At 47.0% G+C, this 18199-nt stretch carries 11 protein-coding genes; 1 reads left to right on the top strand and 10 read right to left on the bottom strand.

The window, feature by feature from the left end:
• Positions 1-125 precede the first annotated feature (125 nt).
• The 9 genes from GO493_RS20730 to GO493_RS20770 all read right to left on the bottom strand — a co-directional run bounded on the left by GO493_RS20730 (position 126) and on the right by GO493_RS20770 (position 13915).
• A complete protein-coding gene (locus tag GO493_RS20730) occupies positions 126-1472 on the bottom strand; it encodes an alpha-L-fucosidase (protein ID WP_157308146.1) in 1347 nt (448 codons plus the stop codon).
• A gap of 185 nt (positions 1473-1657) precedes the next feature.
• Positions 1658-2677: a PorP/SprF family type IX secretion system membrane protein gene (locus GO493_RS20735; RefSeq protein ID WP_157308147.1), complete on the bottom strand. Its 1020-nt coding sequence runs from the start codon at positions 2675-2677 to the stop codon at positions 1658-1660.
• 13 nt (positions 2678-2690) lie between these two features.
• Positions 2691-4610: a T9SS type B sorting domain-containing protein gene (locus GO493_RS20740; RefSeq protein WP_157308148.1), complete on the bottom strand. Its 1920-nt coding sequence runs from the start codon at positions 4608-4610 to the stop codon at positions 2691-2693.
• A gap of 221 nt (positions 4611-4831) precedes the next feature.
• A complete protein-coding gene (locus GO493_RS20745) occupies positions 4832-6133 on the bottom strand; it encodes a RagB/SusD family nutrient uptake outer membrane protein (protein ID WP_157308149.1) in 1302 nt (433 codons plus the stop codon).
• An 18-nt stretch (positions 6134-6151) separates the two neighbouring features.
• Positions 6152-9259 carry a SusC/RagA family TonB-linked outer membrane protein gene (locus GO493_RS20750; RefSeq protein WP_157308150.1) on the bottom strand — a complete coding sequence of 1036 codons (3108 nt, stop codon included), beginning with the start codon at positions 9257-9259 and terminating at the stop codon, positions 6152-6154.
• A 280-nt stretch (positions 9260-9539) separates the two neighbouring features.
• Complete coding sequence (locus GO493_RS20755) at positions 9540-10286, bottom strand: DeoR/GlpR family DNA-binding transcription regulator (protein ID WP_157308151.1); 747 nt, start codon at positions 10284-10286, stop codon at positions 9540-9542.
• A 135-nt stretch (positions 10287-10421) separates the two neighbouring features.
• The gene (locus GO493_RS20760; RefSeq protein ID WP_157308152.1) at positions 10422-11615 is read right to left on the bottom strand and encodes an anhydro-N-acetylmuramic acid kinase; all 1194 of its coding nucleotides are present in this window, start codon (positions 11613-11615) and stop codon (positions 10422-10424) included.
• Positions 11612-12424 (bottom strand): N-acetylmuramic acid 6-phosphate etherase, encoded by an 813-nt coding sequence (gene murQ / locus GO493_RS20765; protein WP_157308153.1) that lies wholly within the window; start codon positions 12422-12424, stop codon positions 11612-11614. Before murQ ends, GO493_RS20760 begins: the two co-directional genes overlap by 4 nt.
• A 27-nt stretch (positions 12425-12451) precedes the next feature.
• The gene (locus tag GO493_RS20770) at positions 12452-13915 is read right to left on the bottom strand and encodes a sodium:solute symporter (protein WP_157308154.1); all 1464 of its coding nucleotides are present in this window, start codon (positions 13913-13915) and stop codon (positions 12452-12454) included.
• A 335-nt stretch (positions 13916-14250) separates the two neighbouring features.
• Here GO493_RS20770 and GO493_RS20775 point away from each other — a divergent pair, with 335 nt between their 5' ends.
• Positions 14251-16647, top strand: coding sequence for a glycoside hydrolase family 9 protein (locus GO493_RS20775; protein ID WP_157308155.1), 2397 nt, complete (start codon positions 14251-14253; stop codon positions 16645-16647).
• Between the two features lie 301 nt (positions 16648-16948).
• Here GO493_RS20775 and GO493_RS20780 read toward each other — a convergent pair whose 3' ends face one another.
• Entirely contained in the window at positions 16949-18196 is a 1248-nt protein-coding gene (locus GO493_RS20780; protein ID WP_157308156.1) for a glutamate-5-semialdehyde dehydrogenase, read from the bottom strand.
• Between the last annotated feature and the right edge of the window lie 3 nt (positions 18197-18199).

Genomic DNA, 18199 nt, shown 5'->3' on the forward strand with positions numbered 1-18199 from the left:
TGTTATGGAAAAATCGCTGTTCTGCAGATGGAGACGGGCTTGCTGTGCAAACAAGCAGCCTGTTCCCAACAGTTGTAAAAACAGGAACAGGCTGATTTGCAGTTGTAGGTTTAAGACTAAGCGTTTCATTTCAATGTCAGCTCAACAACCGGTATTTCAACCGGTGGTTTTTTCAATGGAATATTGAGAATCAGATCGTTCTCTTTGCCAAGATACTTTATTTCAGAATTATCATGCAGGAATTGTACATATTTAACTTTTCCATAAAGGCCCGGCAGTACCAGTTTATTCAGTGGCCAGACCGTCAGATGTACATACAGTCGCTTCTTTTCAGGATTATAAGTATACAATACTCCTGAAGGTGCTTTAAATTCATCCGGCGCCTGTGTACAGCCGTAGACAGATGCGCTGTTCACAGCCATCCACTCACCTATGGCTTTGAGGGCATTCTGTGCGCGGTAATCGAACAGTCCCCGGGCAGTTGGCCCTACGTTCAGCAACAGGTTACCACCTTTGCTGACAGAGCCTATCAGGATGCCTAACAGTTGCTCAGGGCTTTTCCAGCTTTCCTCGTCACGGTAATACCCCCATGAGCCGGAAAAGGTCTGACAGGTTTCCCATGCCACTTTCTTCCCGTTCACTACAGGCCATTCCGATACCATTACCTGCTCTGGCGTTACAAAGTCGAAACCGTCTTCATAATCGTTCAGGTCAAGACGGTTATCTACCAGTATACCTGGCTGCAGCTTGTGCATCATCTTCATCAGATCGACAGAGCCCCAGTCGTCATGGCCTTTCCCGTTCTTACCGGGAAAAGAAAAATCCAGCCACATAATATCGATCTTCCCATAATTAGTAAGCAGTTCCTTTATCTGGTTGTACATGTACTGACGGTACCTGCTCATGTCCCTTCCCTGGTTCAGTCTTGCGTAGGCGCTGTCACTGTCATTCTCCGGCTGTTGCGGATGACGGAGGTCTATCGTATAATCCGGATGATGCCAGTCCAGCAGGGAATAATAAAAACCTACTTTCAGTCCTTCGGCACGGAAAGCGTTGACCCATTCTTTAATGAGGTCTTTCCCGGCAGGAGTTTTGGTAGCTTTATAATCAGTGTATTTTGAATCAAACAGACAGAACCCTTCGTGATGTTTGGTAGTGATGACCGCATACTTCATACCTGCGGCTTTGGCCATTCTGGCCCATTCTTTAGGGTTGTAGAGGTCCGGATTAAACTGATCGAAGTATTTCTGATAATCCTCATTGGTCAGCTTTTCCCTTTTCTTCACCCATTCATGACGGGCGGGAAGGGCGTACAAACCCCAGTGTATGAACATACCGAAACGGTCATGCGTCCACCAGGCCAGCCTTTTTTGCTGCTTATCAGGGGTTTCATATCCTATCCTCTTCTGGGCGTAGGAAAAGGGCTGCAACAGACAAAGGGCAGCAAACAGTAACAGAAAGTGTCTTTTCATAACGATTCTGGCTTTATTGGATGATAGAGTAAAAGACCTGGAATAGCCGGCAGGTACAAACAATATAAATCTACAACCGGCTGTTTCCTAAAATAATAATTTCCGTTGAAGGAGAAAGGAGGTTATGGCTTTTTGAGAATATTATATCAGAATGGGAGAAAAACGGCTCAGGTCAGGCCTGTTGTTCACCACACATTCCTGGGGCAGGAATCATCATACTTATTCCCTATTATAAAGCCCAAAACAAGCTCGTGGCTGCCCTTATTATAATTATTGAGGGTACCTGTTGAATTATCATAAGAATACCCCAGATTCACCTTATTTGAGATATTTACTCCCATCATACCTGCAAAGCTGTCTTTATAGCGATAACTTCCTCCTATCCAGATGAGGTCCCGGTACTGGAGCTTGACGTTCCCTTCTATCTGTATGGGCAAGGGATTGATATACTTAACCATTACTGAAGGCAGCAGGTTAAAGTCTTCATTAAGCAGGAAGCGGTACCCGGTAGTAACGAAGATATGCGGTACTGTTTTACCGGCACCTGTTGTGATGGTATGATCAGAAAAATCCAGGCGGGAAGGCACTATCTGTTGTGCGGACAATCCCACGAAATAATCTGCCGAATAAAGATACAGCCCTGCCATCATATCAAACTTCGTGGTATTGACTGCGCCACTGGAATATACTGCCGGATCGACCGTTGTATTGCCAAAATCAAGGGAGGAGCTTTTCAGGCTGAAGCGGCTGATGCCAGCTCCGAAACCGGCGGAAAGGCTGGTACGTGGAGACAATCCTATATGATAGGCATAAGTGCCATAAGCACTGAAATTGTTCAATGGGCCGGCTACGTCATTGATGACCTGCAGGCCTATACCATGATGTGGTTCAGGCGCTGTATAATTCTCCCAGTATCTTTGTCCGCGGGGATTTTCTCCCGGCACAGCGAACGATGTAGCGGTGGTATGATAATCTTTTTTGCCAATGGGCCCCTGGATAGTGAAATAGGTAGTAACCGGCGCGCCATTCAGGCCAGACCACTGATGGCGGTGGCTCAATTTGATATCCACATAGTTCTCAATACCTGACAGGGCAGGATTGACAATATACTGGTTCAGGATATACTGTGTATAATGCGGCTTCTGCTGGGCAGTGCAATTGGCAGCACAACATATGCCCAGGCAGAAAATAATGGTTTTATTCATTTCACTTGCTTTCTTATCTTATGATGAGCACCCAGCCGGATGGATCTTTTCCCATACCTGTTTTCAGATCTATTACGTAATAGTAGGTGCCTACAGGCAATGGCTGCCCGTTATACTGTCCGTTCCATTCATTGGCATATCCCCTGCTTTTGAATACCAGTTGTCCATAACGGTTAAAGACAGAAAGATCTGCTTCGGGATATGTATTCAGCTTATCTATTTTCCAGGTATCGTTGATGCCGTCTCCATTAGGAGAAAAGGCATTGGGAACGCTGATCTTTTTAAATACCCTGATAAATACGTTGTCTGTAGCCGTGCCGCAGCCATTGGCAGAGGTGACGGTAAGCGTATACGTGGTATCGTTCGACGGTGTAACAATGGGATTTAGGATAGCAGCATCTGTAATATTGTAGACAGGCGTCCATGCGTAGGTTACATCTGTACCTCCTGCTACGCCCGATAGCTGTGCAGGATCTCCTTCATAGATCTTCTGGTCTTCTCCTGCATCTGCAAAAGGTTTTTTCCATACAGATACGTTCACTGTATCCTGGTCTGTGCATTGCCCGTTGCTAACTGTCAGCACGTAAGTTGTTGAATCTGCCGGAGAGGCTACCGGCGATGCTGATGTAGTATCAGAAAGGCCCGCGGCTGGCGACCAGGCATATGTACTGCCGCCGCTGCCCTGTAATGTTACCGTGTTCCCTTCACATATACTCTGATCACTACCTGCATTGGCAACAGGCGCCACATTTACATTCACCGTTGTGGAATCTGTATTGGTACAGCCCAGCGGGGTAGTAAGTGTTACGTAATAGGTACCATTGTTCACAGCTGTTACATTACTGATCTGCGGATCCTGTTCTGTGCCGGCGAAGCCGTTTGGACCGGTCCAGCTATATGTACTACCGCTTTCGCCGGAAGCGCTGAGCAGCAGATCTTCTCCTTCGCAGGCAGGGTTATTGCTGCCGGCGTTGGGATCAGGATCTGACTGTACTGTAATAGTGATCAGGTTGGAGGCAACACGGCAGGCGCTGCTGGCAATATTGGCGCCCTGCCCTACTGCCAGGCGATACAAATAAGTGCCCGGACCTGTTGGCTGACGTGTATACGAGGTAGTAACAGCGCCGTTAATATCTGTCCAGGTGCTACCATTATCTGTACTTACCTGCCACTGGTAGGAAGGATTACTATAACCGCTGGATGCTGAGCCACTCATTGTAAACACGGTGGCGTCTCCCATACAGACTGCCGTAGAAGTGGAGCCATCGCTCAAAGCAGCTGTTACGACGGGACCACAGGCGCGGAAAGTGATATCGTCCAGCGCAAGATCGTTAGCGGGGGCACCACCCGGACTGTTATTGCTAATCTTAATGATCACATCAGAAACATCGGCAGGTGTGGTAAAATAAAATCCGAACTGCTTCCATTCAGGCCCACTGCTTGTTCTGGGAATAGTGCCGGTGTTGTAAGACTGTATAACTGTTGTACCGTCTGTTTTTAAAATGGAGAAAGTTACATCAGGAGGATTTATATCGTTAGAGCGCAACAGGTTCACTATCCATGCAGCAAATTCATAGGTAGTGCCGGGGCACAAGCCTGTTACGGTCTTTTTATAGAAGTAGTCACTCACAGAGGTGCTTGCATTCACCACCATCATATAACCACCAGTATTTCCTGTATGATCTGTAGTAGACCACCATACAGTGCCTGAGCCACTGGTAGTATTGATCACCGTATAGGAACCATCCCTGGGAAAGCTCTGTGCAGTATAAGTGTAATTCGTTATGTCGGAACCTAATGCTCCTGCAAAAAGGGCTGAACCTGAACTGAAGTTGATATCCACGACCGGATCGCCAAGGCTACCGGTGCATAGCTGCGCCAGGGAAACAAAGGGTAAAAGGATAAATAGTATACACCATAAGGATCGTTTCATCTGCCGGCATAATTCGTTGTAGGGAAGTAATAGCTCTCATGACAAAAATATCTTACTGGCGCTTTCAGCGTAAAGTAATATGCAGAAGGGAGATATTTATAGACGAACTGGTATAAAGGAACGTAAGAGGGTTACTAAAAAAAATTGCTTTCGCCAGGGAAGGCAAAAGCAATTTTTTCAGAGAGGGGTTTTGGATTGTGGCCAGCTTAAAAATTGTAAGACTAATTAGCCGGATCTTCCGGTGTATTCGAGTTATCATTACGTTCCACAAAGGGGAATGGGAAATATGTGCGCTTTCTTTCTGTTTGCGGACGGCCAAACCTGCGTTCATCTTCCAATGCCAGACCACCCATAAACAATTCAATACGGCGGTGTTTATAGATCAGATTCAGCAGCTCATCGACAGTAGCTGCTGTTTCGGCGGTCAGTCCGGCGCCAACACCTGCAGCATCTGCCGAAGGCTGTTTGGTCACTACCTTGTTCAGCTCTGTCAGGCCATTAGCCAGATCGTTCAGACGGGCATAGCACTCTGCCTTGATCAGCGTCATCTCTCCCGGCAGGAAAACGGGTATGCTCTGTATGTTGGCAGTATAGAAGCCCTTTACCCTGAAACGGGGGTTGCTGCTGATGGTCACATAAAAAGGGTAACGCTTGTCGGCCGGATCGGGACGCAAGCCCAGCGGCAGGCTCATAGTGGAATCCACCACCTGGTAAATGTTGTTGGTAGCAGTGACCAGGGTGAAGATAGGATTGGTGGTCAGTGTATTGTAGTTGAAAGCAGATACTGCTGTAAGGCTTACTTTATCTGCTGTTGCCAGTGCCAGTTCATAGTCGCCCGCAAACAAAGCATAGCGGGCTTTGAGCGCATTCAATGTATTCACTATATCGATACCGGCAGGTATGTTCCTGGTAAAAGTAGCGCTGATGGCGTTGGCGTTTACGGTAGCCAGTGCGTTATCAATAATGGCAATAGCTTTCCTGAAACCCTGCTGGCTGGAAATAAAAGATACGTCCAGATCCAATCCTGTAGTATCCGGCACGTAGTTCCAGAAAGTAGCCATAGTACCTATGGCCAGGGCTTTATACATAGAAGTGTATGCAATCAGGCCACTGGCATAATTCGGGTCACTCACCACTGTACCTGTGTTATTCAATACCCTGTTGGCGTCAAAGATGATCTTGTTGGCATAGCCCCACATACCGGTTACAATGACATTGGTGTTCTGCACATTATTACCACCCAGGTACAGCTGATTCTCGTCCGTGTTACCGGCGTTTACAACGTATGTCTCACCTGTCAGTAAACTGCTGGCGGCGATGGTGGTATATACAAGGCTGGTCCTGTTGGCAGAATGCCAGTTCTGCAAACCTACCGCTATATTGGTAAGCGCATTAGGCGTGCTTACGCCTTCATCGAAAGATGGGCCGCTGGGATCTTCGTAATCTTTCTTGCAGGAAACAGCAAAGAGCAATAGTCCTGCAAGCGCGGCGCGTCCATATTTATTCCTGAAATATCTTTTCATAAGTTTCTTTTTGATGGTTTAGAATCTGGCACGAAGCGCCACGTTGAAGGTCCTTGGAGCGGGCACTGTACCGAAGTCGATACCGCGCAGGATAGTGCTCTGTCCTGCAGCATTCACCTCGGGATCATAACCTTTGTATTTATCCCACGAATACAGGTTACGGCCGCCCGCGCTGATGGTCAGATCGCTCAGGCCTTTCAGCTTGCCTACATTATAGCTCAGTGAAACTTCTCTCAGTTTTACAAAGGAACCATCATCAATTCTCCATTCCTGTATGTTATATACACCGGCAATAAAGCCACGTGGAATTTCACCGCGGTCTTCCCGTTCTGCCACTTTACCGTTATCCACGCCCTGTCTTGTTCTGAAGTCGGCGTTAAATACATCTACCCCCTGCACAACATCCAGCTGTGTATGTAAGCTCAGTCTCCTGTAGGAAAAGTCATTTGTCAGTGTACCTGTCCAGTCAGGGTTAGGATCGCCTATTTTTTTCTGCAGGGATGAGCCTGTAGGCAGACCGTTGGCGTCACGTTGTGCAGTATAGCTCATAGGGTTTTTCTGTGTACCCAGTTCTGTCAGCGGTATGCCTGCTGCATTCTTTATTTCAGCGCCATTGGCATCACGTGCAAAGAAGGTACCGTAGAAGAAACCGATGGGCTGTCCGGCGGAAATAGCTACAGGCGCACCACTGGTGGTGGCGTACAGGATCAGGTTCTGTCCTATGTTCAGCGCTTTATTCCTGTTGCGGTTGAAGATGGCTGTCATATCCCAGCTGAAGTCTTTCGTTTTCACGGGTGTTACTCCCAATACTACTTCAATGCCTTTGTTGTTGAGGGAACCGATATTGTCCAGCCGTGTTGCATACCCGTTGGTAGGTGCAATGGCACGGGCTATCAGCAGGTCTTCCACGCGTTTCTTATACCAGTTGAAAGATACATTTACACGGTTATTGAAGAAGGCCAGGTCTGTACCAATTTCCAGTTCTTTCTGCCTTTCAGGCTTTGTTTCGGGGTTGGTATATGTAGTGAGGGAATTGAATGCAGCACTACCTACAAAAGCAGATGCGCTGTAAGTATTGTAACGGCCGTAGGCTGGAATACCGGTCAGGTTACCAGATTCACCATATGCTGCACGCAGTTTGAAGAGGTCCCACCATCCGGACACTCCCAGTTTACTCCAGTAATCGGCGCCGGACAATACGTAGCTGCCGCTTAATTTAGTATAGACCTGGTTACGTTCGTTAGGACCAAATACGGAAGAACCGTCCATACGTAATGCGCCGGTGATGAAGAGATGGTTGCGGAATTTGAAGTTCTGCTGTATATACTGACCGGAAATGCTCAGCTGTGTGCGCTGATCTGTACTTTGCATAGGCGTAGCTGCGCCACCTGCTGTTTCAACGAAAGGAGGCAGGCCACGGCCCTGCAGCAGGGCGTAATTCATACGCTGATATTGTAAGGAATAGCCGACCTGTGTTACTGATGACAATGCTTCGCTGATCTTTGCATCATAAGTAACATTCACATCATGATTGATCATGAATGAATTGTTATTACCTGCGCTTGCATAACCGTTCTGTGTGGGATCAAGTGTGGCGCCCCCGCCATAAAAGGCTGCGCTGACGTTATAAGCATATGGAGGAATAAAGGTAGTACCACTCTGGCTGTAGTTATCAATACCCATGTGATAATCTATAGTCAGGTTACTGATGGGGTTGATCTTGACACCTGCACCTGCAATGATCCTGCTGGTTTGTTGCTGCTGTTTGAAATCTTCGATAACAGATACCGGATTTACACGGCCGCGCTCACCTACTGCTTTCAGGTTACCCAAAGCATCACGTTGCTGGATGTCATAGTAGTTACCAATAATGGTAACGGAGTTGGTGGGAGAAAAGAAGGTATTGCCATCCGGCTTCTCGTTCGATTTGCTGTATATATAGTTCATGCTTGCATTGAAGCTGATCCACTTGTTGATCTCCTGGTCCAGGTTCAGGCGAAAGCTGTAACGGCTGAAGTCTGTATTCTTAACAATGCCCTGGTTGTACAGGTATCCTGCAGAAGCATAATATCTTGTTTTATTCTGACCTCCTACTACAGATACGTTGTTATCGGAGCCTACGCCTGTGCGGAAGATATAGTCCTGGTAATCGTACCGGTTTACATCGGTAGTATTGGTGATGGATGGAGTGAGAATGGTTTGTGTGGATACGTCAGGGGTGCCACCAAATTTGGTAGGTGCACGGTTTACATCCAGTTTCCTGCGCAGCTGGTTTACGTTGAAGCTGGTAGAGAAACTAACTACCGGAGCGCCGCCGGCTCCTCTTTTGGTAAAGATCTGTACTACGCCGGCATTGGCCCTTGAACCATAGATAGCGGCGGCAGCGGCACCGTTCAATACTTCTATGCGCTCGATATCTGCCGGGTTGATGTCTACCATACGGTTCTGTCCTACGTTACCGGTAGTGTTACCTCCTGAATAGGTAGGATCTGTATTTGTTACTCTTGTTGTAGAGTTATCTATGATCACGCCATCAATGATATACAGGGGGTCTGTAGATCCGGATATGGTGCTGATGCCACGCAGTTTTACAGAGATGCCACCGGCAGGATCGCCGGAGTTCTGTGTTACCTGTGCACCTGCCGTTTTACCCTGCAATGCTGCCAGTACGTTGCCTGTAGCGCCTTTTGTCAGTTCGGCAGCTTTAACACTGCTGATGTAGCTACCCAGCTGTTTACGTGTAGTACCTTGCGATGTACCGGTCACTACCACTTCATCCAGTTTGGAAACAGATACTGTCAGCTGCTGGTTGACAGTATAAGATTTACCTTCACCTATGGTGATGGCTGCTTCCCTGGTTGAAAAGCCTATCCCGGTAAATACCAGTGTATATGTACCTGGCTTCAGGTCGGCATTGATCGCATAGGTGCCCTCTACCCCTGTTGTGGCGCCCGATCTGGTATTTTTAACTGCCACTGTAATACCCGGCAGCGGAGCGCCTGTTTCATCAGTTACCCTTCCTGCAATTTTGATCTGTGCAAAAGCAGCTGCGGTCAAACATTGCATGACAAGCAACAGCAACAGATATCTGCAACCGGCCCGCCAGAATTGTTGATACATTCTCATAAGAAAAATTTAAAAGTAAAGACGATAAATAATGGCATAACATTCCTGTTTCAGCGAAATGCTATTTCCTGAATGACTGATTTACTTACAGGTTATTGGTTGATAAGCGCTGATATAACAGGCGATTTAATACACACCTATACTTGTTGTTTCCCTAACGTCAATAGATTCCTGTAAAAGATTAATTTAAGTTAAATCTGCTGTTTCCCTAACGTCAATAAATTTCTGTAAAAAGATTAAGTTCAATAGTTAAAAAAATGCTTTCCGCTGATTGATCATCTTAAAGGATCTGTATTCCTTTCTTCTTGTATGGTTGCAGCTTTTTGGCGTTTGGCGGCAACTCTGTGATCAATATATCTATATCGTCTGCATCACATATCTTAAGCTGTTCTGATGCATTAATTTTCTCTGATATTGACAGTACTACTACTTTCTTTGAATTCTTTACCATAGCCTGTTTCACCTGTACAACCTCCCAGTCATTATCTGTCAGTCCGTCTTCCACATCAATAGCGTTGTTGCCTAAAAAACAGATATCTGCCCTGATCATTTTTATCTTTGAGATAGCTTCTCCTCCTACTGTGATCTTAGATCCTTTTGCCAGCTTATCTCCTATCACGATCACTTCAATATTGGGATGATTGGCATACTCAAATGCTGCCTGTAAACTTACTGTGATAAATGTAGCCTGCAGATCTTTGGGTAACACACGGGCCAGTTCAGCAATGGTGGTTCCGCCTGTGGTTAATACAAACATGCCGTCCTGGATCAGCTGTACGGCTTTTAAAGCAATGGTCTTTTTTTCTTCCACTGCGTATACATCTTTTGATGTAATGCCGAGGTGAAATGAGTTGGATAAAGCGCCGCCATGTACCTTAATGATCTTGCCATCCTGCGCAAGCTCTGCCAGGTCCCTGCGGATAGTATCCTCAGATACCTGTATCTGCTCACTCAGATGAGAAGACAAAACCTTGTTATGAAGGTTTACCTGGTGTAAGATATATGCGTGGCGTTCCTCCTTTAGCATCAGGCGATTTTTATTTTGGTTGAAATACTTACCCAAAATACAACAGGATGAATTTCTGCAAAAAAACGCAGAAAACAAAATATAAACCTGCATTTTTTTGCCGGTTTAGGCATAAACAGGAATAATCATGCAGGTTTATGCCGGAAAAGAGAGTTTTCCCATCGTAATTGCCGGCATACCAGGTTTTCCAAAATCAATTTTTTCTCCGCAGATGGCTTCATTGGCCAGGATAGCAAAGAGGACTGCTTCCTTTGCATCTCCGGCTATTCCCAGCTCTCCTGTGGTACGGATATTCAGGCGGGGCAACTGTTCTTTTATCAGGCCTACCAGTAATGGGTTGTGCGCCCCACCTCCGCTTACGTATACGGCATAGTCTTTCCCTGCCTGCAATACGCTCTTTAATGCATCAGCAATAGTATCTGCACTGAAGCGGGTGAGCGTTGCCATCACATCATATGCACCAAGATCAGTCGTACCGCTTCTCTCCTGCGCCTGTTCCACATAGCGGATGCTGAACAGTTCCGGGCCAGTAGTACGGGGAAAGGGCTCTTTAAAAAATGAGTTGTCTTTCAATGCTGCCAGCAGGGCTTCACTGACAGTTCCCTGTTTTGCAAAAGCCGCATCATTATCATATTCCGCCTGGAAATATTTCCGTGCAAAGGCATCCAGCAAAGTATTGCCCGGGCCTGTATCTGTTACGAAAACGCCTTCTGCATCCAGGCTGCCGGGAAGGAAAGTAAAGTTGGCGATGCCTCCCATATTCAGCATGACCCGGTCTTCGTCTTTTTTGGAGAACAGGCAATAATCGCCGTACAATGCCAGCGGAGCACCTTCTCCGCCTGCGGCAATATGTTTCTGCCTGAAATCGCTCAGGGTGATAATACCTGTCCTAACTGCAATATGGTCCCCGTCACCTATCTGTAATGTAGCATTGGGGAAAGTTTCCAGCTTATGTAAGATCTTAGGGCTATGGTATACTGTTTGTCCGTGGGAGGCAATGAGATCTACTTCTTCCGGCTTTACTCCCCATTTTTCCAGGCAGGCCAGTATCCACTGTGCGTGCAGGCTGGCAATCCATGGGTTGAGCAGGCAGAGTTGCTGAAAGGAGATCGTTTCCTTAGCAAAGATCCTGCGGACCTCTTCCTTTACTTCCAACGGATAAGGGACCGTATCAAAGTATTCCAGTTTTACCTGCGTATCCATACCGCTGCCGCTGATAGCGCACAGGGCCACATCCAGTCCATCCAGCGATGTACCTGACATCAGCCCTATAATGCGTCTTACCGGCTTTTCTGCTATTGCAAATAAATGCTGCAGGTTCCTGTTCATGGATGTGTTTTTTTCCAGCTATCGATAGCAGCTCTTACACTGCCTTTCTCTTCTATGAGTTGTTTGGCGGTGGCCTCATCTACCTGCAGTTCTCCCATTACCATTCTTACGCCTCTGTCTATCAGTTTGTGATTGCTCAGCTGCATGTCTACCATCTTGTTTCCCTTTACACGGCCCAGCTGTATCATTATAGTTGTGGAGATCATATTCAGAACCAGCTTCTGTGCTGTGCCGGCTTTCATACGGGTGCTGCCGGTAAGGAACTCTGCTCCTACTTCCACTTCTACGGGATACTCTGCTGCAGCTGCCAGCGGACTGTTGAAATTGCATGTTACGCATCCGGTTACAAGCCCCCTGTTGCGCATTTCTGTTACTCCGCCTATTACGTAAGGTGTAGTACCGGAGGCTGCAATCCCTATCACCACATCCTTATCTGTAATATGATATTTATCCAGGTCTTTTACCGCCTGTGCTGCATCATCTTCAGCAAATTCTACCGCTTTGCGGATAGCTTTATCTCCGCCGGCAATGATACCTACTACCAGTTCATGCGGCACCCCAAATGTTGGCGGGCATTCGGAGGCATCGAGTATTCCCAGTCGCCCGCTGGTACCTGCTCCTATATAAAACAACCGCCCTCCCTGTTTCATCTTCTCTACAGCGGCAGTTACCAGTTTTTCTATTTGCGGGATGGCCTTTTCAACAGCCTGCGGCACTGTAATATCTTCACTGTTGATGCCTTTCAGCAGGGCGCTGATACTCATCTTCTCCAGGTTGTTAAAACGGGAGGACATTTCTGTTGTAAGCATAATTCAATAGCATTAAGGTTTTTCAGATCAGAACAACTCTTTCTGTGCTGGCCTTGAATTGAACCAAAGCCCTGTAAACATGATCAGTCCGTTAATGATGAGTAACTCCAGTCCCAGTTTAAAATTGCCAAACAATATTCCCTGGTTCTTTTCAAGCAGGAAGCAGATCAGTGGAGCAGCTACTGCGATAACGGGCACCCTGTTATCAATTACTTTCCTGTTTGTCAGTATCCCGAAAGAGAACAATCCGAGCAGCGGTCCGTAGGTATAAGCCGCTACTTTCAGTATCACCGAGATCATGCTATGACTGTTGATATATTTGAAGACCAGTACTACTACGAGAAATATTGCTGTAAATACAAGATGTACCTGCTGCCGGGTCAGCTTACGTTGTTTTTCTGTCAGGTCTTTACGTTGCTGGATGCCAAGTATGTCTATACAGAAAGAGGATGTCAGCGCTGTAATAGCTCCGTCTGCACTTGGAAACAGCGCAGAGATCAGGGCAATGATGAAAATGATGGAAATGGCATGAGGCATGCGGGCACTGTCTAAAGCCAGTGTAGGAAACAGCCTGTCTGCCGCCGCCGTTACATTGATACTTTCTGCGTAGAGGTACAGCAAACCTCCCAGGAACAGGAACAACATGATCACCACCAGCATGATAAAGCCCAGTGTTACTACGTTCTTCTGCGCGTCTTTCAGCGTTTTTACAGAGATGTTCTTCTGCATCATTTCCTGGTCCATGCCGGTCATGGTGATAGTAATGAAAGCGCCGCCCAGTATCTGTTTCAGGAAAAAGGAAGGGCTGTTGGGATCTGTAAAGAAGATCCTGGACATGCCGCGCTCTCCCATTATCTTCAGGCTTTCTCCCATGCTCAGGTTAAGGCTATGCAGGATATAGATCACACAGATGACCAGTCCTGCCAGCATGCAGGTGGTTTGCAGGGTATCTGTATACACAATGGTTTTCACACCGCCTTCGAATGTATACAGTAATATCATCAGCAGTATTACCAGTGTTGTTACCCAGAAAGGTACATTGAACTGGTTCATGATAGCTTCCTGCAGGATATTCACTACCAGGTACAATCTTGCTGTAGCGCCCAGTGTTCTTGATAATATAAAGAAGGAAGCGCCTGTTCTATAGGAAGAGGCACCGAAACGGGTGCTCAGGTAATTATAGATAGATGTGAGATGAAGACGATAATATAAAGGCAGCAGTACAAAAGCGATAACGAGGTAACCAATAAGGTAACCTATTACTACCTGGAAATAGGAGAAGGCAGTAGAACCAACGTCTCCCGGTACGCTTACAAATGTTACTCCGCTCAGGGAAGTGCCGATCATGCCAAATGCTACCAGCATCCAGTTACTGCTTCTGTTGCCTATGAAGAAGGAATCATTACTTGCATTGCGTCCTGTATACCAGGCTACTGCCAGCAGGATTAAGAAATATGCAATAACAATAGAAAATAATAGTACTGGAGACATAGCCGGGAATTAAAGATTTCATTCAGAAAAACGCAAAAAAACGCACATTCTCGCTTCAATATAAATACAAAAACGCAAAAAAACTAAATTTATATGCAGAAGTAGTTTGTCAGTTTAAATTTCTTTTTGATGTAGAAATTGAGGAAAACTGCTCAAAAAATGAGTTTCGCCTTCGGCAAAAACTCATTCTTGAGGGAGATTTTTTACGCTGCGCGGCTGTTTTTTGAATAAAGGGATTGGGCTGCAGGCCGGCTAAAAAATTCGGACTGATGCACTATATATGCAGGAGTGATTAAATTTAAACCGCATTTTTTATGAGATAAACCACTTGCTTTATGAAAAAACTACTCTTGTTACTACTGCTGCTAACAATAAAGATAACCGTTCATGCAGACTGGATACGTATCAACCAGCTGGGTTATACACCTGCCGGCAGCAAAGTAGCTGTATGGTGCAGCAAGGAACAGAATGCACCGGCATATTTTGAACTGGTAGACGCACATTCCGGCAAAGTAGTGCTCAAAAGTAAAGCAAACGCGGCAGCAGGCTCCTATGGCCCTTTTACACAAACCTGCCGGCTCAACTTTTCCGGCTTCCACACACCGGGCCTCTATTACCTGCAAACAGGTAAAACCAGATCTGCCACTTTTCCTATCAGCAATACAGTATACAAAGGCGCTGCCGATTTCTGCCTGCGTTATATGCGCCAGCAACGTAGCGGCTTTAATCCATTCCTGAAAGACTCCTGTCATACACATGACGGCTTCCCTGTATATTCTCCTGACACCACTTTTGTACCTGTCTCCGGCGGCTGGCATGACGCCTCCGATTATCTGCAATATGCCACCACTTCTGCCAATGCTACCTGGCATTTGCTGGCAGCATACCGCGACTTTCCGGGTGCATTTACAGATACCCTCCGGGCAAACGGACTTCCCGGCAGCAACGGTACGGCAGATGTACTGGATGAAGCGAAATGGGGACTGGAATGGCTGTTAAAGATGTACCCGCAGGACGACCGTATGTACAACCAGATAGGCGATGACCGGGACCACCAGGGCATGCGCATCCCCAGGCAGGATACCAACTTCTATGGCCGCGGATTGCAACGCCCCGTATACCTCTGTACCGGCAAACCCCAGGGACTGATGAAATACCAGAACCGCAGCACCGGCATTGCCTCCACTGCAGGGAAGTTCAGCAGCTGCTTTGCTCTGGGCGCCCGGTTGCTTGCAGATACCATGCTTGCACATAAAGCACTTGCAGCTTATCAACTTGGTATAGCTTATCCTGGCGTATGCCAGACAGCTCCCGGGCGTTCTCCCTACTTCTACGAAGAAGATAACTGGACGGATGATATGGAACTGGCCTCAGCCTCTCTCGGTAATATACAGGACGCATGGTCGTTTGCTGAGCAGGAGCCCGTTACGCCCTGGCTGGGTAAAGATACCGCCCGCCATTACCAATGGTACCCGTTTATCAATCCCGGTCATGCAGAACTGGCCAGGCAACTGAAAGGCGCTCAACGGGACACGCTTATCCAATACTATAAACGAGGAATAGAACGGGTATGGCGTAAAGCCTCCGGCAATGCCTTCCACCGCGGTATTCCCTTTATCTGGTGCAGCAATAACCTCACCACCGCCTTTGCCATCCAATGTTACTGGTACAGGCAATTGAGCGGCGATCAGAGTTATCTTGAACTGGAACAGGCATCGTTCGACTGGCTGTTTGGCTGTAACCCATGGGGAACCTCTATGGTATATGGCCTCCCGGCCAATGGCGATACTCCTGCCGATCCGCACTCTTCTCTCAGCCACCTGAAAAATTATCCGTTAGACGGCGGACTGGTAGATGGTCCGGTATATACCAACATCTTCAAGAACCTGATAGGCATTCAACTGCAGGATGCTGATGAATATGCAGATTTCCAGAGCAGCCTGGCCGTTTATCATGACGACTTCGGAGATTACAGCACCAACGAACCAACTATGGACGGTACGGCAGTATTGATCTACCTGCTGGCTGCGCAGGAATCTGCCACAAGAACAATTACACAGGGCGGTATTACCCGTGGCGACAGCTCCCTCAAAAACATTTCTCTTGTATTCACTGCCCATGAATTTGCAGAAGGTCTGCCTTCTATTGCCAAAGCGCTGGAACAACAGAAAGTAAAAGCCTCTTTCTTTTTTACCGGCAAATGTTATGCTACGCCTGCCTTCCAGCCATATATCCGCAAGCTGTACCAGCAAGGCCATTATCTGGGGCCACACTCTGATCAGCATCTGTTATACTGCGACTGGAAAAAACGGGATAGCCTGCTTGTTACACAGCAACAGTTTTCTGTTGATATACATACTAATCTTGCAAAGATGCGGGCACTGGGTATTGATACTTCCCAAGTGCGTTATTTCATACCGCCTTATGAATGGTGGAATAACAGCATAGCTGAGTGGTCTGCTGCAGAAGGGTTACAGATTGTGAGCTTTACACCTGGTACAGGCAGTAACGCAGATTATACCTATCCGGAGATGGTCGCCGCTTATAAGAGCAATGCTGATGTTTACAGGTCTGTAAAGCGTTTCGGGAACTTAAACGGGGTTATCCTGCTTATTCATGCAGGTACAGATCCGAGAAGGAAAGAGAAGTTCTATACTTTACTGCCAAAGCTGATCTCTGAATTAAAGAAAGAGGGATACCAGTTTAAAAAGATCGATGAGCTGCTTCAATAATGCGGAAAAAATATTTATGAACGTGATTCATGAAGGAGGATGCAAACCTTCCCCCCGGCAAAGGATATTCTATTAACACCACCAGACAAAAAGTACTGTGGCGCTAAAGTGGTACCGCAATACATGCACTAAACATGCTTAAGACATGCTTTAAACATGCCTGAAAGATACTTGAAAGGAGCTTTAAAGGAGGAGTTGAGCAGGGACAAAAAACGCTTCTGCTGACAGCAAAAGCGTTTTTTATGCAAGAATATCCAGGCCTGCGGCCGGCTGAAAAAGAATTGACCGGGAATTGAACCCTTTATCTTACCTGTCCGTCACCTCTTACAAACCACTTCTCTGTTACCAGTTTCTCTAATGCAAAAGGCCCGCGGGCATGCAGTTTCTGGGTAGAGATGCCTATTTCAGCCCCCAGTCCGAATACACCACCATCGGTAAACCTGGTGGAAGCATTCATATACACGGCGGCAGCATCTACCTCATTCAGGAAACGTTCACTTACAGCGGCATCAGAAGAAACGATAGCTTCTGAATGTTTGGAAGAATATTCCCGGATATGTTGTAATGCTTCGTCAACACCGCTCACTACTTTTACGGAACATTTGAAATCGAGGAATTCCCTGCCAAAATCGGCCGGGGCGGCATGCTGCAGCAGCGGATATTGCAATGATTCCAGGATAGCATATGCTGTTTCATCTGCAAAGATCTCGACATTGTATGGCAGCAGTGAAGGCGCCAGTAAGGTAAGCAGCTCTTTTGCCACTTCTTTGTCGACCAGCACGGTATCCAGCGAGTTACACACTGAGGGGCGGGAAACTTTTGCATTGGTGACAATGACACTGGCTTTCTGCAGGTCTGCTGTTTTCTCTACGTAAGTATGGCATACGCCTGCACCGGTTTCTATTACCGGTACACTTGAGTTGGCGCGCACATAATCTATCAGCTGCTGAGACCCTCTCGGAATAATGATATCTATATATTTCTTGGCAGACAGCATCTCTCCTATCAGTGCCCTGTCAACCGGCATTAACTGTACCGCATTTACATCCACACCGGCTTCCCTCAGCGTATCCCTGATCAGGGTAACCAGGATAATGTTGGTATTTAAAGCATCTGACCCTCCTCTCAGCACGCATACGTTGCCTGAGCGGATGCAAAGGGCTGCCACGTCGAGCGTTACATTGGGGCGGGATTCATAGATCACGCCCACTACTCCCAGCGGAGCGGTACGCTTCTGCAGGTGCAGGCCATTATCCAGCGTTCTTTCTACCAGTAACTGGTTGGAGGGGTCCGGCAAAGCGGTTATTTCATTGATACTGTCTGCCAGTTGCTGTATACGTGCGGCATTCAGCAACAGTCTGTCTTTTTTTGGGTCCTGGTCAGAGACCTTATCCAGGTCCTTTTTATTTTCTGTAATAATGGCGTCAGTATTTTCCACCACTCTGGCGGCCAGCTTTTTCAGCAGCGCCTGTTTTCCCTGGTCAGACAGCGCTTTCAGGGACTGAGTAGCCTGTTGCGCCTGTTCCAGTAATATTTGTATCGATTCCATTTA

Source organism: Chitinophaga tropicalis, from assembly GCF_009758205.1.
Classification (GTDB): Bacteria; Bacteroidota; Bacteroidia; order Chitinophagales; family Chitinophagaceae; genus Chitinophaga; species Chitinophaga tropicalis.

Excerpts from the sequence above, each read along its gene's own strand:
- GO493_RS20730 (WP_157308146.1), bottom strand. The coding sequence starts at position 1,472 with ATGAAAAGACACTTTCTGTTACTGTTTGCTGCCCTTTGTCTGTTGCAG.
- GO493_RS20735 (WP_157308147.1), bottom strand. The coding sequence starts at position 2,677 with ATGAATAAAACCATTATTTTCTGCCTGGGCATATGTTGTGCTGCCAAT.
- GO493_RS20740 (WP_157308148.1), bottom strand. The coding sequence starts at position 4,610 with ATGAAACGATCCTTATGGTGTATACTATTTATCCTTTTACCCTTTGTT.
- GO493_RS20745 (WP_157308149.1), bottom strand. The coding sequence starts at position 6,133 with ATGAAAAGATATTTCAGGAATAAATATGGACGCGCCGCGCTTGCAGGA.
- GO493_RS20750 (WP_157308150.1), bottom strand. The coding sequence starts at position 9,259 with ATGAGAATGTATCAACAATTCTGGCGGGCCGGTTGCAGATATCTGTTG.
- GO493_RS20755 (WP_157308151.1), bottom strand. The coding sequence starts at position 10,286 with ATGCTAAAGGAGGAACGCCACGCATATATCTTACACCAGGTAAACCTT.
- GO493_RS20760 (WP_157308152.1), bottom strand. The coding sequence starts at position 11,615 with ATGAACAGGAACCTGCAGCATTTATTTGCAATAGCAGAAAAGCCGGTA.
- murQ (WP_157308153.1), bottom strand. The coding sequence starts at position 12,424 with ATGCTTACAACAGAAATGTCCTCCCGTTTTAACAACCTGGAGAAGATG.
- GO493_RS20770 (WP_157308154.1), bottom strand. The coding sequence starts at position 13,915 with ATGTCTCCAGTACTATTATTTTCTATTGTTATTGCATATTTCTTAATC.
- GO493_RS20775 (WP_157308155.1), top strand. The coding sequence starts at position 14,251 with ATGAAAAAACTACTCTTGTTACTACTGCTGCTAACAATAAAGATAACC.
- GO493_RS20780 (WP_157308156.1), bottom strand. The coding sequence starts at position 18,196 with ATGGAATCGATACAAATATTACTGGAACAGGCGCAACAGGCTACTCAG.